Genomic DNA, 17446 nt, shown 5'->3' on the forward strand with positions numbered 1-17446 from the left:
GTGCCGATCTCGGGGCGTTCGCCCGCGTCGCGCGCGGCCTGCCACAGGGCGGCGTAGCGGCGCGACAGGGCAGTCTTCTCGCGGGCGTCGGCGGTGCGCAGCACGGCCTCGGCCATCTGCGCCAGGGGCATGATCTCGGTCATGGCCGCCATGTGCAGCGCGCCGCCCGCAGGGTCAAGCGCGCTGCCCTTTCCAAAGCTCAAAGCGCCTTGACCGCCTCGAGCACCGCCTCGACATGGCCGGGCACCTTCACCTTGCGCCATTCCGCGCGCAGCACGCCCGCGCCGTCGATCAGGAAGGTCGACCGCTCGATCCCCATGTATGTCTTGCCATACATGGATTTCTCGGCCCAGACGCCGTAGCGCTCGCACACGTCGCTCTCTTCGTCCGAGGCGAGGATCACGCCCAGACCGTGCTTGGCGATGAACTTGTCATGCTTGGCGACGCTGTCCTTCGACACGCCGATCACCACCGCGCCCGCCTCGGCGAAGGCCTCGGACAGCTCGGTGAAGCCGAGCGCCTGCTTGGTGCAGCCCGAGGTGTCGTCCTTGGGGTAGAAGTAGAGCACCACCGCCTTGGGCTGCTGGGCGGAAAGCGTAACCTCGCCGCCGCCGTCGCGGGGCAGGGTGAAATCCGGGGCGGGTGCGCCGATCTCGGTCATCTGGGCCTCATGTCTTTCAAAGTGTCTTGCGGGGTTGCACCGGGGCGCGCCCCGGCAGATGAATTGCAAGCTAGGCGCTTTGCGGCGAAGATAAAGGCGAAGACCCGGAACAGGCCAAGGCTACAGGCGCGTGCAGGCGCGAACCCCATGAGCAGCGACCTCGATGACAGGGGCAGCGCCCCCCGGCGCGCCCGCCGCACAGGGCCGTGGCTTGCCGCGGCGGCCCTTGTCGTGCTGGCGCCTGCGATGCTGGCGGGGCTGTTGTGGATGCGGCTGGGGCAGGGGCCCGTCACGCTGCCGCCTGCGCTGTCGGACCGGATCGAGGCGCGGATCGACGCGGCGATGTCGGCCAATGCGATCACCATCGGGCGGATCGACCTCTTGCGCCCCGAGGGCGCGGGGGCGCAGGGCCTCGACCTTTTGCTGGGTGACGTGCGGCTGACCGATCCCGACGGGGGCACGCGCGCGGCGCTGCCCGAGCTGACCGTCGGCCTGTCGACCGCGGCGCTTCTGCGCGGCCGGGTGCATCCGCTGCGCGTGGATGTCGCCGGGGCGGGGCTGCGCCTTGCGCGCGACGCCGAGGGGCGCATCGACCTGGCGCTGACGGCGGGGGACGCGGCGCGCGAGCTGGCGCTGGCGGACACGCTGGCGCGGCTTGACGCGATGCTCGCCGCCCCGCAATTCGCGCAGCTCGAAGAGATCGCGGGCACCGGCCTCGAGTTGCAGATGGCCGACGAGATGACCGAGCAGGTGATGCGCGTGCGCGACGCGCGCTTCGCGCTGGCCCGGCGCGACGGCGCGCTGCGCCTGTCGGTCGGGGGCGCGCTGGAAGGGTCGCGGGACGCGACGCTCGAGATCGAACTGAGCCGTGCGGCAGCTGGCGCGGCGACCGAGCTGGCGCTGGAGTTCGAGGGCGTGGCGGCGCGCGATGTCGCCACCATCGGGCCGGCGCTGGCCTGGGTGGACCTGATGCGCGCGCCGATCTCGGGCAGCGTCGTCGCGGCGCTGCAGCCCGATGGCGCGCTCGGCGACCTCGCGGTCGCGTTGCGGATCGGCGCGGGGCGGGTGGCGCTTGACGCCGCGGGTGCGCCGCTGCGGTTCGACGCCATATCGGCCGGGCTGCGCTTTGACGCGGCGACCGGGCGGATCACCTTCGACCGGTTCGATCTTTCCGCGCCCGAGCTGTCCTTTGCCGCGCAGGGCCATGCCGACGTGTCCGAGGGCGGAGACCGGCTGACCGCGCAGCTGCGCCTGTCGCAGATCGCGCTGGCCCCCGCCGGGCTGTTCCCCGCGCCGCTCGCGCTGGACGGGGCGGTGCTGGACCTGCGGCTGACGCTGGGTGAGGAGCCGGTGGTCGAGATCGGACAGGCGGTGATCCATGACGCGGGGCTGGAGTTGCGGGCGCGCGGGCGCATCGCGGCCCGGTCCGAGGGGCTTGAGCTGGCCGTCGACGCCCATATCCCCGAGGCGGACGCCCGTACCGTGCTTGGCTACTGGCCCGAGGCGGCGATCCCGGTGACCCGCCGCTGGTTGGCCGAGAACGTGATCGGCGGGCAGCTCACCGGTGTGGATTTTGCCTTGCGCCGCGCGCCGGGTGCGCCGCCCGAGCATGAGCTGAGCCTCGATTTCGCGGGGGTCGGCTTGCAGGCTCTGCAAAGCCTGCCGCCGATCGAAGGGGCCTCGGGCTACCTCAACCTTGCCGGGCCCCGGCTGATCCTGCGGATCGACGAGGGGCGGATCGTGGCACCCGAGGCGGGACCGATCGCGCTGGACGGCTCGGTGATGATGGTGCCCGACACGCGCATCCCCGGCCCGCCCGCGCGTCTCGAGCTGGCCGTCGCCGGAGAGCTGCCCGACCTGCTGCGCCTGTTGCGCGCGCCGCCCGTGCGGCTGTTTGCCGAGGGCGGGATGACCGCCGACCGGCTGGGCCGCGGTCGGGCCGAGCTGACGGCCGCCATCGACACCCGGCTGATGCGGCAGGACGGGATGGAGGGCACAAGCTTTCGCGTCACGGGCCGCGTGAGCGATTACGCCTCCGAAGGGCTGATCCCCGGCCGTCTTCTGGAGGCGTCAACGCTGGGCCTCGAGGTCGAGCCCGACGCGCTGCGCATCACCGGGCAGGCGCGGCTGGACGGTGTGCCCTTCTCGGGGAGTTTCCGCCGGGCCATCGGCCCTGCCGCGACCGGGACAGCGCAGGTCGAGGCGCGCGCCCGTGTCACCCGCGCGCGGCTGGACACGCTGGGCGTCGCGCTGCCGGCCTGGATGATGGGCGGCGAGACCGCGGTCGACCTGTCGCTGGCGCTGGTGGACGGAGAGGCCCCGGTGCTGACGGTTGTCTCGGACCTTGCGGGGGCAAGCCTGTCGGTGCCGCCGCTGGGCTGGGGCAAGCCCGCGGCCGCGACCGGGCGGCTGGAGGCAACGGCACGGCTGGGCGATGCGCCCGAGTTGACGGCGCTGGAGCTCTCCGCCGGTGCGCTGTCGCTTGCCGGGCGCGCGCGCCTGCGCGCTGGCGGGGCGCTCGACCGGCTGGAGCTGTCGCGGCTGCGGGTCGGCGACTGGCTGGACGTGACCGGCGCGCTGGTCGCGCGCGGGGCGGGCCGCCTGCCCGAGATCCGCGTCACCGGCGGCACGCTGGACCTGCGCGGCGCACCGCAGGGGCAGGGGCCCGCTGCATCCTTCACGCAGGGCGCGTCGGACGGCGTGCCGATCATCGCGGCGCTTGACCGGTTGCAGGTCACGCAGGGCATCGCGCTGACCGGGCTTGTGGCCGATCTGACCGCCGCGAGCGGCATCTCGGGGCAGTTCCGCGGCGCGGTGAACGGCGAGGCCCCCGTGTCGGGAACGCTGGTGGCGACCGAGGCCGGGCCCGCGCTGCGCCTGCGCGCCGCCGATGGCGGTGCGGTGCTGCGGGCCGCGGGGGTGTTCCGCTCGGCCTATGGCGGCGCGATGGAGCTGGTCCTGCAGGCCACGGGGGCCGAGGGCACCTATGACGGCCGACTTACGGTCGAGAACCCGCGGCTGCGCGACGCGCCGGTGATGGCCGAGTTGTTGAACCTCGTGTCGGTCGTGGGGCTGATCGAGCAGTTGAGCGGCGAGGGCATCAACCTCGGCGCGGTCGAGGCGCGCTTTCGCCTGACCCCGACCGAGGTGATCGTGCAGGAAGGCGTCGCCTTCGGCGCGGCGTTGGGTCTGTCGATGGACGGCCGCTACATCCTCGGGGCGCAGGTGCTGGACATGGCCGGCGTGATCTCGCCCTTGAACGCGGTCAACGGGCTGTTCGGGGCGATCTTCTCGACCCGGCGCGAGGGGCTGTTCGGCTTCGCCTACCGCTTGACGGGGCCGGTCGAAACCCCGCAGGTCACGGTCAACCCCTTGTCGATTCTCACGCCGGGCGTGTTCCGCGATATCTTTCGCCGCCCGCCACCGACCTTGCCGGATAGCCAATGAAACTTGACGATTTCGATTTCGATCTGCCCGAGGCGCTGATCGCCACGCGGCCTGCGCGCCCGCGCTCGTCGGCGCGTCTTCTGCTGGCCGACGGGCCGGTGACGCGCGATGCGCATGTCTATGACCTGCCGCGGATCCTGCGCCGCGGCGACCGGCTGATCCTGAACGACACGCGCGTGATCCCGGCCCGCCTGACCGGGCACCGCACCAAGGACAGCGCGCAGGGCGTGGTGACCGCCAAGATCGAGGTCACGCTGATGGAGCCGCAGGCCGATGGCACCTGGTCGGCGCTGGCCAAGCCGCTGCGCAAGCTGGGCCTTGGCGACCGGGTGGTCTTTTCCGACGACCTGTCGGCCGAGGTCGCGTCGCTCGAGGGCGGTCTGCGCCTGCGCTTCAACCTGTCGGGCGGCGATTTCGACGCCGCGCTCGAGGCCGCGGGCGCGATGCCGCTGCCGCCCTACATCGCGGGCAAGCGCGCCCCCGACGAGCGCGACCGCGAGGATTACCAGACCGTCTGGGCCAAGCGTGCTGGCGCGGTCGCCGCCCCGACAGCCTCCCTCCATTTCGACGAGCCGCTGATCGCGGCGCTGACCGAGGCGGGGGTCGAGTTCACCTTTGTCACGCTGCATGTCGGCGCGGGCACCTTCCTGCCGGTCACGGTCGATGACGTGACCACCCACCGGATGCATGCGGAATGGGGCGAGGTCCGGGAAAAGGCCGCCGAGGAGATCAACGCCACCCGCGCGGCGGGCGGCCGCATCATCCCGGTGGGCACGACTGCCCTGCGCCTGATCGAGACGGCGGCGGCCGAGGACGGCACGATGCGCCCCTTCGAGGGCGATACCGACATCTTCATCTATCCCGGTTACGCGTGGAAGGTGACGGACGCGCTGGTGACGAATTTCCACCTGCCGAAATCGACGCTGATGATGCTTGTCTCTGCCCTGATGGGGCAGGAGCGCGTGCGCGAGATCTACGCCCATGCCATCGCCGGGGGGTACCGGTTCTTTTCCTACGGCGACGCCTCCTTGCTGATTCCGTCGCGTCTGTGACAGACCGGGGCAGGACCGCCCCCCGAGACTGACCCCGAGAGACAAAGGACGGCCCCCGTCATGATCAACGTCATCCGCGCCTCGTGGGCGCTTTTGCTGGGCATGTTCCTGCTTCAGATCGGCAACGGTCTGCAGGGCTCTCTGATGGGGGTGCGGGGCGCGATCGAGGGGTTCACCACCTTCGAGCTGTCGCTCATCGCCTCGGCCTATTTCGTGGGCTTTCTCGGCGGCTCGCGCTTCGCGCCGGTCTTCATCGCCAAGGTGGGGCATGTGCGCGTCTTCGCGGCGCTGGGCTCGCTGATCTCGGCGACGCTGATCTCCTACCCGGTGCTGACCGACCCCTACGCCTGGATGGCGCTGCGCGTGATCCTCGGCTTCAGCCTGTCGGGGGTCTATGTCACCGCCGAAAGCTGGCTCAACGATTCCTCGACCAACCAGACGCGGGGGCAGTCGCTGTCGGCCTATGTGCTGGTGCAGATGTTCGGGCTGGTGGCGGGGCAGGGCATCCTGTCGGCGGGCGACCCGTCGGGATACCTTCTGTTCATCATCCCCTCGATCCTCGTCTCGATCAGCTTCGCGCCGATCCTTTTGTCGGTGCAGCCCGCGCCCGCCTTCGACGCGGCGCGGCCCATGAGCCTGATGCAGCTTTATCGCGCCTCACCCTTCGGGGTGGTGGGGATGCTGGTGATGGGCGCGGTCTTTGCCATGCAGTTCGGCATGGCCTCGGTCTATGCCACAGAGGCGGGGCTGAGCCTCGGGCAGATCTCGCTCTTCGTCTCGGCGATCTTCCTGGGCGCGATCGTTCTGCAATATCCCATCGGCTGGCTCTCGGACCGGATGGACCGCCGCGTGCTGATCGTGGGCAGTGCTGCGCTGGGGGGCGTGGTCGGGCTGGCGGGTTTCGCCTTTGCGGAGGCCTACTGGGTGCTGCTGACCGTCTCGGCGGTGGTGGGGGGGCTGTCGCAGCCGCTTTACGCGCTGCTCATCGCCTACACCAACGATTACCTCTCGGTCGAAGAGATGCCGGCCGCCTCGGGCGGTCTGATCTTCCTCAACGGGCTGGGTGCCATCGGCGGGCCGCCGCTGGCGGGGCTTGCGATGTCCTGGATGGGGCCGGGCGGCTATTGGCTGATGATGGCGATGGGGCTGTTCCTGACCGCGCTCTATGGCCTCTGGCGGATGACGCGCCGCGCCTCGGCCTATGCCGAGGAAGAGAATTACGAGGCCGTCTCCTACGCCAATCTCCTGCCGGGTGCCGCATCTCCTGTTGCGGTCGAGACCGCGCAGGAGTTGTATGTTGAGGCCGCCGAGGAACTGGCCGAGGCGAGCGAGGACAGCGGCGATCCGGCGGCGACGGGCACCGGGGGCTGACACGGGCAGGAGATATGGGCAGGAGGGCGCGCCGATGATGCTGAGGGAAACGCCGAACCGGGCGGGCGAGGTCCTGACCTTCTGGGAGGAAGCGGGGCCGGAGGCCTGGTATCGGCAGGACGCGAGCTTCGACCGCACCATCCGCGACCGCTTCGGCACGCTCTGGGACAGCGCCGCGACCGGTGCATGTGATACCTGGGCGCGCGGGCCGCGCGGGGCGCTGGCGCTGATCGTGCTGCTCGACCAGTTCCCGCGCAACATGTTCCGCGACAGCCCGCTGGCCTTTGCCACCGACCCAAGCGCGCTGCGCATCGCAAGCCTTGTGCTCTCGCGCGGGTGGGATCTGAAGATCAACGGCCCGCTGCGGCAGTTCTTCTACATGCCCTTCATGCATTCCGAGCACCTGACCGACCAGGACCGCTCGGTTCGGCTGATGAAAGCCCGGATGGAGGGCACCGACAACCTGCTTCATGCCCGCGCCCACCGCGAGGTGATCCGCCGCTACGGGCGGTTTCCCTATCGCAACGCGGCGCTGGGCCGGGCCTCGACCCCCGCGGAAGAGGCCTTCCTGTCGGGCGGCGGCTACGGTGCCATCCTGCGCGAGCTGGCCAGCCCCTGAGCGGGCGCAAAACTGCAGTTTTGCGGGCCGTTTTGCTGCAGCAAAACGCGGCCCGCGTTGCGCGCAGCCCTGCACTGCGCGCAAACCAGCCTGCGACCCAACGCCGATTGTCCCGCCGCGTAAAAATGGTTTAACGTTGAACAAACGCATTCCGGAGGAGAACGACCCGTGGCAGCGCAGAATTTCGACGTCATCGTGATCGGTGCAGGCCCCGGCGGCTATGTCGCCGCCATCCGCGCCAGCCAGCTGGGCCTGAAGACCGCCATCGTGGAGCGCGAGCACATGGGGGGCATCTGCCTCAACTGGGGCTGCATCCCCACCAAGGCGATGCTGCGCTCGTCCGAGGTGTTCCACCTGATGCAGCGCGCCAAGGACTTCGGCCTCAAGGCCGACAACATCTCCTACGATCTGGACGCGGTGGTGAAACGCTCGCGCGGGGTGGCGAAACAGCTCAACTCGGGCGTCGGCCACCTGATGAAGAAGAACAAGGTGACCGTCGTCATGGGCGAGGCGACCCTGCCCGCCAAGGGCCGCGTCACCGTGAAGACCGACAAGGGCACCGAAGAGCTGACGGCGAAGAACATCATCCTCGCCACCGGCGCGCGCGCGCGCGAGCTGCCGGGGCTGGAGGCCGACGGCAAGCGGGTCTGGACCTACAAGCACGCGCTCGTCCCCCCGCACATGCCGAAAAAGCTGCTCGTCATCGGCTCGGGCGCGATCGGGATCGAGTTCGCCAGCTTCTACAACACGCTTGGCGCCGACACGACCGTGGTCGAGGTGCTGGACCGCATCCTCCCGGTCGAGGATGCCGAGATCTCGGCCTTTGCCGAGAAGAGCTTCAAGAAACAGGGCATGAAGATCATGGCCAAGGCCATGGTGAAAAAGCTCGACCGGGCCGCCGACAAGGTCACCGCCCATATAGAGGTGGGCGGCAAGGTCGAAACCCACGAGTTCGACACGGTGATTTCGGCTGTCGGCATCGTCGCCAACACCGAGGGGCTGGGCCTTGAGGCGCTGGGCGCCAAGCTGGACCGCAGTTTCGTAGTGACCGACGACTATTGCCGCTCGGGCGTTGAGGGGCTTTACGTCATCGGGGACGCCACCAACGGCCCGTGGCTGGCGCACAAGGCGAGCCACGAGGGCGTGATGGTGGCCGAGCTGATCGCGGGCGGCCATCCTCACCCGGTCAAGCCGGAACAGATCGCGGGTTGCACCTATTGCCACCCGCAGGTGGCGAGTGTCGGCCTGACGGAGGCCAAGGCCAAGGAACGGGGCTTCGACGTCAAGGTCGGCCGCTTCCCCTTCATCGGCAACGGCAAGGCGATTGCCCTTGGCGAACCCGAGGGGATGATCAAGACGGTCTTCGACGCCAAGACGGGCGAGCTTCTGGGCGCGCACATGATCGGGGCCGAGGTGACGGAGCTGATCCAGGGCTATGTCGTGGGCCAGAAGCTCGAGACGACGGAACAGGACCTGATGGAAACCGTCTTCCCGCATCCCACCCTGTCGGAAATGATGCACGAAAGCGTGCTCGACGCCTATGACCGGGTGATCCATATCTGAGGTGGCCAACCGATATTTCAGCTAGGCCGGGGCGACCATCGCAAGGTTTGCATATTGGCAGAAGCCCCGGTCTGCGGTTGCCCACGATTGCAGATGAGTAATTTGATTACACGAAAGCTTTTGGGACAAATGCCGCCTAACCGACGCAAGGTCATTTTTTCACTGTCCACGATTCCCCCGCGGTTCGACTCGATCGGCAAGGTCTTGACCGACCTCTTGGGTCAGACCCTGCGCCCCGACGAGATCCGCTTGAACCTGACGCGTTCGTATCGCCGGTTTCCGGGCGAAGTGCCATCGCTGCCACCCTTGCCGGAGGGGATCACGGTTCATTGGTCTGACACGGATTACGGACCGGCAACCAAGGTTCTGCCCACGGTCGCCGCCTATCGCGGTCAGGATGTCGAAATCCTGTTCTGCGACGATGACCAGATCTATGCGCCGCGGCTTGCGCAAACCCTGCTGTCGCGTCGCGCCAAGCATCCCGACAGCTGCATCACCGGGTTGGGTTACCGGTTTGACGAGCGACCGCCGAATGCCCGCTACTTCGATGTGGCCTTGCCTGCACCGGCGGCAAAGCGGTGGCACAAGGGTGTGGAATACCGGCTGTGGCGCGCAGCGTCCTTGGGTTTCTGGAAACCGGGAAAATACCGTCCGCGCGATGGGCATGTCCACGTCCTCGAGGGGTTTGGCGGCACGCTGGTGCGGCCCGGTTTCTTTTCGCCCGACGTGTTCGACATTCCGGAAATCCTCTGGACGGTGGATGATCCCTGGCTTTCCGGTCAAATGACCCGGTTGGGTGTGCCCATCCTCGCGGTGTCTGACCGTGCCCTGCGCGAGACGCAGCAGGAGGTTCACGACCGCCACCCGCTTGGCGAGTTTTCGCATCTGGCGCATGACCGTCTTGCGGCCGATACGTTGTGTATCGATTACTTCCGTCAGGTTCACGGCATCTGGCAGGGGCGGCGTGAAGCCGGACCCGATCCGAGCCGTGAGGACATCATGTCGCTTTTGGGCCATGCATGAGGGCAGGTGAGACCTCTCGTGTCGCCACACCCTGGGCGCTCGTCGCGGCGCTTTACGCGACCGGGCTGATCGCGGCGGGGCAGTTTGCCAAGGTCTCGCTGACGCTGGGCGCGCTGGCGGTCGCGTATCCCGGCCAGCCCGTCGCCTTTGCCGTGTCGGGCGTGGCGGTCATGGGCATCCTGTTCGGCGTCTACGCGGGCGGCATCACGGCCAGCATCGGGCCGCGGCGGGCGATCCTTGCGGCGCTGGCGCTGTCGGCGCTGGCCGGCATGGGGCAGGCGGCCTTGCCGGCCTTTCCGCTCCTGATGGCCTTGCGCGTGCTCGAGGGGGCGGGGCATCTCGTCCTGGTGGTGGCGATCCCGACGCTGATGGCGGCGATCTCGGCACCGCGGGACCGGGCGCTGGTGATGGGGCTCTGGGCGACCTTCTTCGGCGTAGGCTTCGCCATCGCCGCCCTGCTGGTGGGCGAGGGTGCGGCCCCGGTCTATGGCGTCCACGCAGGGCTTGCCGCGGGGATGGGGGTGTTTCTGTGGTGGCTGCTGCCCCGCGGCGTCGTCGCCGCGCGACGCCCGCTGCCGCGGCTGTCGGATCACGTCACCCTCTACCGCACGCCGCGCCTGTTCGCGCCTGCGCTGGGGCACGGGATATACGCGTTCCTGTTCCTCGCGCTGGTGACCTACCTTCCCACGGCGCTTGCGGCACCGTGGCTGGCCGCCGTCCTGCCGCTTGCGGGCATCGCGGGCTCGCTCGCCACGGGGCCGCTGGCGCGGCTGGTCGCCCCGGCGCAGCTGGTGACGGGCGGCTTCGTCGCCATGGCCGCCGTCTTTGCCGTGGCACTGGCGCTGCCGGGCTTGGCCGCGCCCCTGTCGGTGCTGGCGATGCTGGTCTCGGGCGTGGTCGCGGGCGGCGGCTTTGCCGCGGTTCCATGGCTGAACGGTTCCGACGCGGACCGGGCGCTGGCCAATGGCGCGCTGGCGCAGTTGGGCAATGTCGGCACCTTCTCGGGCACGCCGGTTCTGGCCGCGCTGGGCGCGGGGGCCAGCCTGCCCATGGCCATCGTGGTGGGGGTGATCGGGGCAGGGGCCACGGCCCTCGCCTACCATGCCGCCACGCGCGGGGGTGTTCGCTGAACGTTCCGCTTTTTCGGTTGGAGACTCGCCCCGCGCCCCCTATGTGTTGAGCGTTGGTTAACAGGGGACGGCCGATGCCCGAGCAGAAGCAGATCGAGGTGCGCGGTGCGCGCGAGCACAACCTCAAGAACATCGACCTCGACATTCCCCGCGACCAGCTTGTCGTGATCACCGGCCTGTCGGGCTCGGGCAAGTCGTCGCTCGCCTTCGACACGATCTATGCCGAGGGGCAGCGCCGCTATGTCGAGAGCCTGTCGGCCTATGCGCGGCAGTTCCTCGACATGATGGAAAAGCCCGATGTGGACCATATCAGCGGCCTCAGCCCTGCCATTTCCATCGAGCAGAAGACGACCTCGAAGAACCCGCGTTCGACCGTCGGCACGGTCACGGAAATCTACGACTACCTCCGCCTGCTCTTCGCTCGCGCGGGCACGCCCTATTCGCCTGCCACCGGCCAGCCCATCGAGGCGCAGCAGGTGCAGGACATGGTCGACCGCGTCATGGCGATGGAGGAGGGGACGCGCGCCTACCTGCTTGCCCCCATCGTGCGCGACCGCAAGGGCGAATACCGCAAGGAATTCATGGAGCTGCGCAAGCAGGGCTTCCAGCGGGTGAAGGTCGACGGCGCCTTTTACGAGCTGGACGAGCCGCCCACGCTCGACAAGAAGTTCCGCCACGACATCGACGTGGTCGTCGACCGGATCGTGGTGCGCGAAGGGGCCGAGACGCGGCTGGCCGACAGCTTCCGCACCGCGCTGGACCTGGCCGATGGCATCGCCATCCTCGAAACCGCGCCGAAAGAGGGCGAGGGCGATCCCGAGCGGATCACCTTCTCCGAGAATTTCGCCTGTCCCGTCTCGGGCTTCACCATCCCCGAGATCGAGCCGCGGCTGTTCTCCTTCAACGCCCCCTTCGGGGCCTGCCCGTCCTGCGACGGCTTGGGGGTGGAGCTGTTCTTCGACGAACGGCTCATGGTGCCCGACGCGGCGCTGAGCCTCGAGAACGGGGCCATCGCGCCCTGGCGCAAGGGCAAGTCGCCCTATTTCGTCCAGACCATCGAGGCCATCGCACGCCACTACGGCTTCGACCCGAAAACGCCGTGGAAGGATCTGCCGCATGAGGTGCAACAGGTCTTCCTGCGCGGCTCGGGCGAGACGGAAATCCAGTTCCGCTACGACGAGGGCGGCCGCGTCTACCAGGTCAAGCGCAGCTTCGAGGGGGTGATCCCCAACATGGAGCGCCGCTACCGCGAGACTGATTCAGCCTGGATCAGGGAGGAATTCGAGCGTTACCAGAACAACCGCCCCTGCGGGGCCTGCGGCGGCTACCGCCTGCGGGAAGAGGCATTGGCGGTGAAGATCGCGGGGCTGCACGTGGGCCAGGTGGTCCAGATGTCGATCCGCGAGGCCCATGACTGGTGCGAGACGGTGCCCGCGGCCCTGAGCCAGCAGAAGAACGAGATCGCCCGCGCGATCCTCAAGGAAATCCGCGAGCGGCTGGGGTTCCTGAACAACGTAGGTCTCGATTACCTGACGCTCTCGCGCAATGCCGGCACGCTTTCGGGCGGCGAAAGCCAGCGCATCCGGCTGGCCTCCCAGATCGGCAGCGGGTTGACCGGGGTTCTCTACGTGCTCGACGAGCCCTCCATCGGTCTGCACCAGCGCGACAACGACCGGCTGCTCGGCACGCTCAAGAACCTGCGCGATCAGGGCAATACCGTGATCGTCGTGGAACATGACGAGGAAGCCATCCGCGAGGCCGATTACGTCTTCGACATCGGCCCCGGCGCGGGCGTGCATGGCGGGCAGATCGTGGCGCAGGGCACACCGGCTCAGATCATGGCCGATCCGGCCTCGATCACCGGGCAATACCTGTCGGGCACGCGCGAAATCGCCGTGCCCGCCACGCGGCGCAAGGGCAACAAGAAGAAGCTGACCGTGGTCAAGGCGACCGGCAACAACCTCAAGGAGGTGACGGCCGAATTCCCGCTGGGCAAGTTCGTCTGCGTCACCGGCGTCTCGGGCGGCGGCAAGTCCACGCTGACCATCGAAACGCTGTTCAAGACCGCCTCGATGAAGCTCAACGGCGCGCGTCAGACGCCCGCGCCCTGCGAGACGATCAAGGGGCTGGAGCATCTCGACAAGGTCATCGACATCGACCAGCGCCCCATCGGGCGCACCCCGCGCTCAAACCCCGCGACCTACACCGGGGCCTTCACCCCCATCCGCGACTGGTTCGCGGGCCTGCCCGAGGCCAAGGCGCGCGGCTACAAGCCGGGGCGCTTCAGCTTCAACGTGAAGGGCGGCCGTTGCGAGGCCTGCCAGGGCGACGGCGTGATCAAGATCGAGATGCACTTCCTGCCCGATGTCTACGTCACCTGCGAGACCTGCAAGGGCAAGCGCTACAACCGCGAAACGCTCGAGGTGCAGTTCAAGGGCAAGTCCATCGCCGATGTGCTCGACATGACGGTCGAGGACGCGCAGGAGTTCTTCAAGGCGGTGCCGAGCATCCGGGAGAAGATGGACGCGCTGATGCGCGTGGGGTTGGGCTACATCAAGGTGGGCCAGCAGGCGACGACGCTCTCGGGCGGCGAGGCGCAGCGCGTGAAACTGTCCAAGGAGCTGGCCAAGCGGTCGACGGGGCGCACGCTCTACATTCTCGACGAGCCGACCACGGGCCTGCATTTCGAGGATGTGAAGAAGCTGCTCGAGGTGCTGCACGAACTGGTCGACCAGGGCAATTCGGTCGTGGTCATCGAGCACAATCTCGACGTCATCAAGACCGCCGACTGGCTGATCGACATCGGCCCCGAGGGTGGCGACGGCGGCGGCGAGATCGTCGCGCTCGGCACCCCCGAGGAGGTGGCCAAGGTCGAGCGGTCTCATACCGGGCGCTATCTTGGCCCGATGCTCAAGCCCAGCAAGCACGCCGCGGAATAAAGCATGTTGCGCAAGAGTGGGAACCGGTTTTGCGTTCCTCGAACATGCGAAATCAAACAGCTAGAGCGGATCGCGTGAATGCGAATGAACGCGATCCGCTCTGGCTCCGCGGGGTGGATCGGCCAAAGGGGCGCAGATGAAAAAGGCCGGGCGCATGGCCCGGCCTTTTCGCTGCGGGGTCGCGCCCGTCAGGGCCGTTCGGAGATTGTCTTGAAGCCGAACTTTTCGCTGATCCGCGGATGCCCGCTCAGGATCGAGGATTTCTTCGGCGTCGAGACGGAGCGCGTGGAGCTGAGGAACAGCTTGCCGCCCGAATAGACGCTCGACTTGCGCGGCTTGTCGCTCAGCAGCTTGCCCGGCCAGAAGCCGCGCGACATGTAGCGCCCGCCGCGGATCAGGTTCTTCGGCGCCTCGCGACGGCGAATGACCGTGTCCCACCCGAGCGCGTGGGTCGCGCGCCAGCCGGACCAGCCCGAGCCGACGTAATCGTCACGGGTCATCATCAGCGGATGGTTCGGCAGGATGCTGGGGGTGAGGTTTTCCAGCTGTGCCTCTTCGCGCACGTATTCATTCGCCTTGCCGATGCCCGCATCGACCATGGGCGTGGCGTCGGCCAGCTCCATCGCGCGGCGCGCCGCGCCGAAGGGCGTGAAGGGCGCGCGGCAGACGAAGACCGCCTGGCCGTCCGTCATCGCCTTCGCATAGGCCGCGGCCGCGCGTTCGCTGACGCGGGCCTTCATGATCTCGCCTGCATCCGCGGCCGTGATCACCGAAATCGTGCTGTCCGGGAAACCTTCCGCGCGCAGCTGGTCGGCGACGCCAGTGGCGGCCTCGACCGAGTCATAAAGCCGTGAGACGACCGTCGTCATGGGGCTCTCCTCCTGTTGGCCGCCTGTCGCGCGGCTGGGGCTCTTTCGATGCGGCGGGCCTGTCCGGTCGTCCCTGCCGAGGTTCAGTATAGCTCGTGGTCTGGAAAAGTCGCGCCTGTCTGCGGCGGATGAAAAGGATCGCGGCCACCGCGGCCACCAGCAGGGCCAGCTCGAGCGCGAAGACCGGGGTATAGGGCGCCTCGGGGCGGAACTCGCCGGCACCGGGCAGGCCCGCGATCACGTCTCGGATCACGCCGCCAAGCGCCACGGCAAGGCCTGCGGCCGTGGCCTGCACCGCGCCCCATGCACCAAGCGCAAGCCCCACCTGCGCGCGCGGCGCGCTGCGCATGGTGGCGGTCAGCGTACCGTGGCCGAACAGGCCCGCGCCCAGGCCCGCAAGCGCGGTGCCGATCACGAACAGCGAGGTCTGGGCCAGCGGCCCGGCCGCGATGATCAGAAGGAATGCGGGCACGCCGATCAGTGTCCCCCACCACGCCACATCGAGCGGCGCGCGCCCGTCCAGCAATACCTTGGAGGCGACGGCGAAGCCGATCAGCCCGCCCGCCGCCAGAACCGCGGTCAGCCGCGTGGTCATCGCCACCGACATCTCGAGCACCTGGCCGCCATAGGGCTCCAGCACCACGTCGGCCATGCCGAAGCCCATGGTCCCCAGCGCGATCACGACCAGAAGGCCCACGGCCGTGCGCCCCTCGACGAACATGCGCCAGGCATCGCGGAACTCGGGGTGAGTTTCGACCCGCGCGGCGCGCGCGCGGTCGCGCGGCTCCTGTTTCCAGAGCGCCAGCAGGTTCAGCGCCACGGTGATCACCGCGGCCCCCTGCACCACTTGCACCAGCCTGCCCGGCGTGTAGGGCTCGAGCAGCCAGCCGAAGGCCAGCGCCGAGCCGATCATCCCCAGAAGCAGCATGACATACATCAGCCCGACGACCTTGGGCTGGTCCTCGACCTCGACGAGGTCGGTCGCCAGCGCAAGGCCCACGGTCTGCACCGTGTGGACGCCCGCGCCGACCAGCAAAAAGGCCAGCGCCGCGGCGGCGCGCCCGATCCAGAGCGGCGCATCCGCCGCTTCCTGGTAGCCCGACAGCACCAGCAGCGCGAAGGGCATGATGGCGAAGCCCCCGAACTGCAGCATCGTGCCCTTCCAGATGTAGGGCACGCGCCGCCAGCCGAGGGCGGATCTGTGGATGTCGGACTTGTAGCCGATCAGCGCCCGGAACGGCGCAAAGACCAGCGGCAGCGCGATCATCGCGCCCACCAGCGCGGCGGGAACCGCCAGCTCCACGATCATCACGCGGTTGAGCGTGCCGACCAGCAGCACCAGCGCCATGCCCACCGTCACCTGGAACAGCGACAGTCGCAGCAGCCGCGACAGCGGCACCGCCTCGGTTGCCACGTCCGCGAAGGGCAGGAAGCGCGGACCGATGGTCTGGATCTTGCGAAGCGCGGTGTCGCGGAGGCTGGCCATCTCACTCACGAACGTCTCTGCGCCCGTGTGCCGGGGGCGGTCCGGGGTCGGGCCGGGGGCGCGGGATCAACCCGCGGCCTCCGACCCGCGTGTCATGGTCGTTCGGCATCGCCCCGCCTATTGCAGGAGCGCGGCCTGGGTCAGGTCGTCGACGACAAGCGTCGCGGTCCGGCCATCGGGCAGGATCACGCGCATCGACTGCGAGCCATCTGCGCCGGCTTCGATATACATCGGAAGCTCTGCCGCCGCCGTGCCCGAGGCGGGCAGGATCGACGGATCGGTCGCAAGCGCCGCGCTGTCATCGCTGGCCGAGCTGCCGGACAGGAAATCGGCAACCCAGGTCGTGTTGGTCAGAACCGCCACGTGGACGGCAAAGGACCCCACGGCCACCGCCCCGAGGAACAGCGGAACGCCCACGGTCGGCTTCACGACGAGCCACATCTTCGCGTTGTTCATGATGCGCCCCCCTTCAGCCGAGCCACGGCGTGGACACGGCGACCAGCACATGCGCCAGAAGCGCGATCGCGCCGAACACGCGGGTGCCGTCGATGAGGTAGCTGTGCACCTCTTCAGCTTCTTTCAGGGTCAGGCCCGTCGGCCATACCTTGTCGGGATCATCGGACATTCTCCGCCCCTCCTTTTCTTACCTGTGACATGGCGGGCGTGTTGCCGCGCCGGGATCGGGGCTCAGGCCGGGGCGACGGACCGGAACCCATACGCCCAGAGTGTCACGCAAACTGGACATATTCAACTGTAAACTCTTCGATGCGCGGCGTTTGGTCGATCTCTGCCTAACGCTGCGTCAATCTTGGAAAACTTCGGCCTTCAGGCCCGGCCACCTGTCACGGAAACCTGACAGCCGCGTCGAATCAATCCGTCGAAAGCCTGCGGGCAGTGCTTTGGGGCAACAGCCGGGCGACCGTGTCGCGGTCGCACAGGTCGGTCGCCGGGGTGGTGACGGCCGCGCTGGCCGCGGCGCAGCCGTGGCCGAGGACCTGCGCCAGCGGCAGGCCGCGCGACAGCGCGAGGACGGCACCGGCGACGAAACTGTCGCCCGCCCCGGTGCGCGAGACGACCGGAACCTCGGCCGCGGGCGCGGCCCATTGCCCTTCGGCGGCGGCGAGGACCGAGCCTTCGGCCCCGCGGGCAAGGATCACGACCTCGGCCGCCCCCGCGGTCACCAGCTCTGCGGCAAAGGCCGCGCTGGCCTGCGTGTCGGGCAGGGGGCGGCCTGCCAGCGCCTCGGATTCCTCGAAATCCAGCCGCATCAGCGCCAGCCCCGTCCG

14 protein-coding genes and 1 pseudogene are annotated in these 17446 nt (G+C 68.7%); 8 read left to right on the top strand and 7 right to left on the bottom strand.

Going from position 1 to position 17446, the window contains the following annotated elements:
- Both QQK83_RS15915 and QQK83_RS15920 read right to left on the bottom strand, forming a co-directional pair.
- Nucleotides 1-134 (bottom strand): annotated as a pseudogene (locus QQK83_RS15915) (DUF455 domain-containing protein); the annotation flags it as partial.
- Nucleotides 135-199: 65 nt separating this feature from the next.
- Nucleotides 200-661 (bottom strand): peroxiredoxin, encoded by a 462-nt coding sequence (locus QQK83_RS15920; RefSeq protein WP_284265972.1) that lies wholly within the window; start codon nucleotides 659-661, stop codon nucleotides 200-202.
- Nucleotides 662-808: 147 nt separating this feature from the next.
- On the opposite strand from QQK83_RS15920, the gene QQK83_RS15925 reads away from it, so the two are divergent.
- The 8 genes from QQK83_RS15925 (at nucleotide 809) to uvrA (ending at nucleotide 13805) form a co-directional block, all read left to right on the top strand.
- Nucleotides 809-4108: a YhdP family protein gene (locus QQK83_RS15925; protein WP_284265974.1), complete on the top strand. Its 3300-nt coding sequence runs from the start codon at nucleotides 809-811 to the stop codon at nucleotides 4106-4108.
- Nucleotides 4105-5160: a tRNA preQ1(34) S-adenosylmethionine ribosyltransferase-isomerase QueA gene (queA, locus tag QQK83_RS15930; protein ID WP_284265975.1), complete on the top strand. Its 1056-nt coding sequence runs from the start codon at nucleotides 4105-4107 to the stop codon at nucleotides 5158-5160. The genes QQK83_RS15925 and queA overlap by 4 nt, the downstream gene beginning before the upstream one ends.
- Nucleotides 5161-5220: 60 nt before the next feature.
- Nucleotides 5221-6531, top strand: a complete 1311-nt coding sequence (locus QQK83_RS15935) for an MFS transporter (RefSeq protein WP_284265976.1) — start codon at nucleotides 5221-5223, stop codon at nucleotides 6529-6531.
- A 34-nt stretch (nucleotides 6532-6565) separates the two neighbouring features.
- On the top strand, nucleotides 6566-7150 hold the full coding sequence (locus QQK83_RS15940) for a DUF924 family protein (RefSeq protein ID WP_284265977.1): 585 nt from the start codon (nucleotides 6566-6568) through the stop codon (nucleotides 7148-7150).
- Nucleotides 7151-7318: 168 nt separating this feature from the next.
- Nucleotides 7319-8713: a dihydrolipoyl dehydrogenase gene (gene lpdA, locus QQK83_RS15945; RefSeq protein WP_284265978.1), complete on the top strand. Its 1395-nt coding sequence runs from the start codon at nucleotides 7319-7321 to the stop codon at nucleotides 8711-8713.
- Nucleotides 8714-8806: 93 nt separating this feature from the next.
- The gene (locus QQK83_RS15950) at nucleotides 8807-9736 is read left to right on the top strand and encodes a glycosyltransferase family 2 protein (protein ID WP_284265980.1); all 930 of its coding nucleotides are present in this window, start codon (nucleotides 8807-8809) and stop codon (nucleotides 9734-9736) included.
- The gene (locus tag QQK83_RS15955) at nucleotides 9733-10866 is read left to right on the top strand and encodes an MFS transporter (RefSeq protein WP_284265982.1); all 1134 of its coding nucleotides are present in this window, start codon (nucleotides 9733-9735) and stop codon (nucleotides 10864-10866) included. The genes QQK83_RS15950 and QQK83_RS15955 overlap by 4 nt, the downstream gene beginning before the upstream one ends.
- 74 nt (nucleotides 10867-10940) lie before the next feature.
- Entirely contained in the window at nucleotides 10941-13805 is a 2865-nt protein-coding gene (uvrA, locus tag QQK83_RS15960; RefSeq protein WP_284265984.1) for an excinuclease ABC subunit UvrA, read from the top strand.
- A gap of 188 nt (nucleotides 13806-13993) precedes the next feature.
- Here the strand turns inward: uvrA and QQK83_RS15965 are convergent, their stop codons facing one another.
- The 5 genes from QQK83_RS15965 to QQK83_RS15985 form a co-directional block, all read right to left on the bottom strand.
- Nucleotides 13994-14674: a hypothetical protein gene (locus tag QQK83_RS15965; protein WP_284265986.1), complete on the bottom strand. Its 681-nt coding sequence runs from the start codon at nucleotides 14672-14674 to the stop codon at nucleotides 13994-13996.
- A complete protein-coding gene (locus tag QQK83_RS15970) occupies nucleotides 14646-16160 on the bottom strand; it encodes a PucC family protein (RefSeq protein ID WP_284265997.1) in 1515 nt (504 codons plus the stop codon). Before QQK83_RS15970 ends, QQK83_RS15965 begins: the two co-directional genes overlap by 29 nt.
- 117 nt (nucleotides 16161-16277) lie before the next feature.
- Nucleotides 16278-16616 (bottom strand): light-harvesting protein, encoded by a 339-nt coding sequence (locus QQK83_RS15975; RefSeq protein ID WP_284265988.1) that lies wholly within the window; start codon nucleotides 16614-16616, stop codon nucleotides 16278-16280.
- A 13-nt stretch (nucleotides 16617-16629) separates the two neighbouring features.
- The gene (gene pufB / locus QQK83_RS15980; protein WP_109665289.1) at nucleotides 16630-16785 is read right to left on the bottom strand and encodes a light-harvesting antenna LH1, beta subunit; all 156 of its coding nucleotides are present in this window, start codon (nucleotides 16783-16785) and stop codon (nucleotides 16630-16632) included.
- Nucleotides 16786-17029: 244 nt separating this feature from the next.
- The coding region (locus QQK83_RS15985; protein ID WP_284265995.1) for a PfkB family carbohydrate kinase at nucleotides 17030-17446 on the bottom strand (417 nt) is incomplete at its 5' end.

The sequence above is a fragment of the Roseicyclus amphidinii genome (genome assembly GCF_030163755.1).
GTDB classification, from domain to species: domain Bacteria; phylum Pseudomonadota; class Alphaproteobacteria; order Rhodobacterales; family Rhodobacteraceae; genus Roseicyclus; species Roseicyclus amphidinii.

Excerpts from the sequence above, each read along its gene's own strand:
- QQK83_RS15920 (WP_284265972.1), bottom strand. The coding sequence starts at position 661 with ATGACCGAGATCGGCGCACCCGCCCCGGATTTCACCCTGCCCCGCGAC.
- QQK83_RS15925 (WP_284265974.1), top strand. The coding sequence starts at position 809 with ATGAGCAGCGACCTCGATGACAGGGGCAGCGCCCCCCGGCGCGCCCGC.
- queA (WP_284265975.1), top strand. The coding sequence starts at position 4,105 with ATGAAACTTGACGATTTCGATTTCGATCTGCCCGAGGCGCTGATCGCC.
- QQK83_RS15935 (WP_284265976.1), top strand. The coding sequence starts at position 5,221 with ATGATCAACGTCATCCGCGCCTCGTGGGCGCTTTTGCTGGGCATGTTC.
- QQK83_RS15940 (WP_284265977.1), top strand. The coding sequence starts at position 6,566 with ATGATGCTGAGGGAAACGCCGAACCGGGCGGGCGAGGTCCTGACCTTC.
- QQK83_RS15950 (WP_284265980.1), top strand. The coding sequence starts at position 8,807 with ATGAGTAATTTGATTACACGAAAGCTTTTGGGACAAATGCCGCCTAAC.
- QQK83_RS15955 (WP_284265982.1), top strand. The coding sequence starts at position 9,733 with ATGAGGGCAGGTGAGACCTCTCGTGTCGCCACACCCTGGGCGCTCGTC.
- uvrA (WP_284265984.1), top strand. The coding sequence starts at position 10,941 with ATGCCCGAGCAGAAGCAGATCGAGGTGCGCGGTGCGCGCGAGCACAAC.
- QQK83_RS15965 (WP_284265986.1), bottom strand. The coding sequence starts at position 14,674 with ATGACGACGGTCGTCTCACGGCTTTATGACTCGGTCGAGGCCGCCACT.
- QQK83_RS15970 (WP_284265997.1), bottom strand. The coding sequence starts at position 16,160 with ATGGCCAGCCTCCGCGACACCGCGCTTCGCAAGATCCAGACCATCGGT.
- QQK83_RS15975 (WP_284265988.1), bottom strand. The coding sequence starts at position 16,616 with ATGAACAACGCGAAGATGTGGCTCGTCGTGAAGCCGACCGTGGGCGTT.
- pufB (WP_109665289.1), bottom strand. The coding sequence starts at position 16,785 with ATGTCCGATGATCCCGACAAGGTATGGCCGACGGGCCTGACCCTGAAA.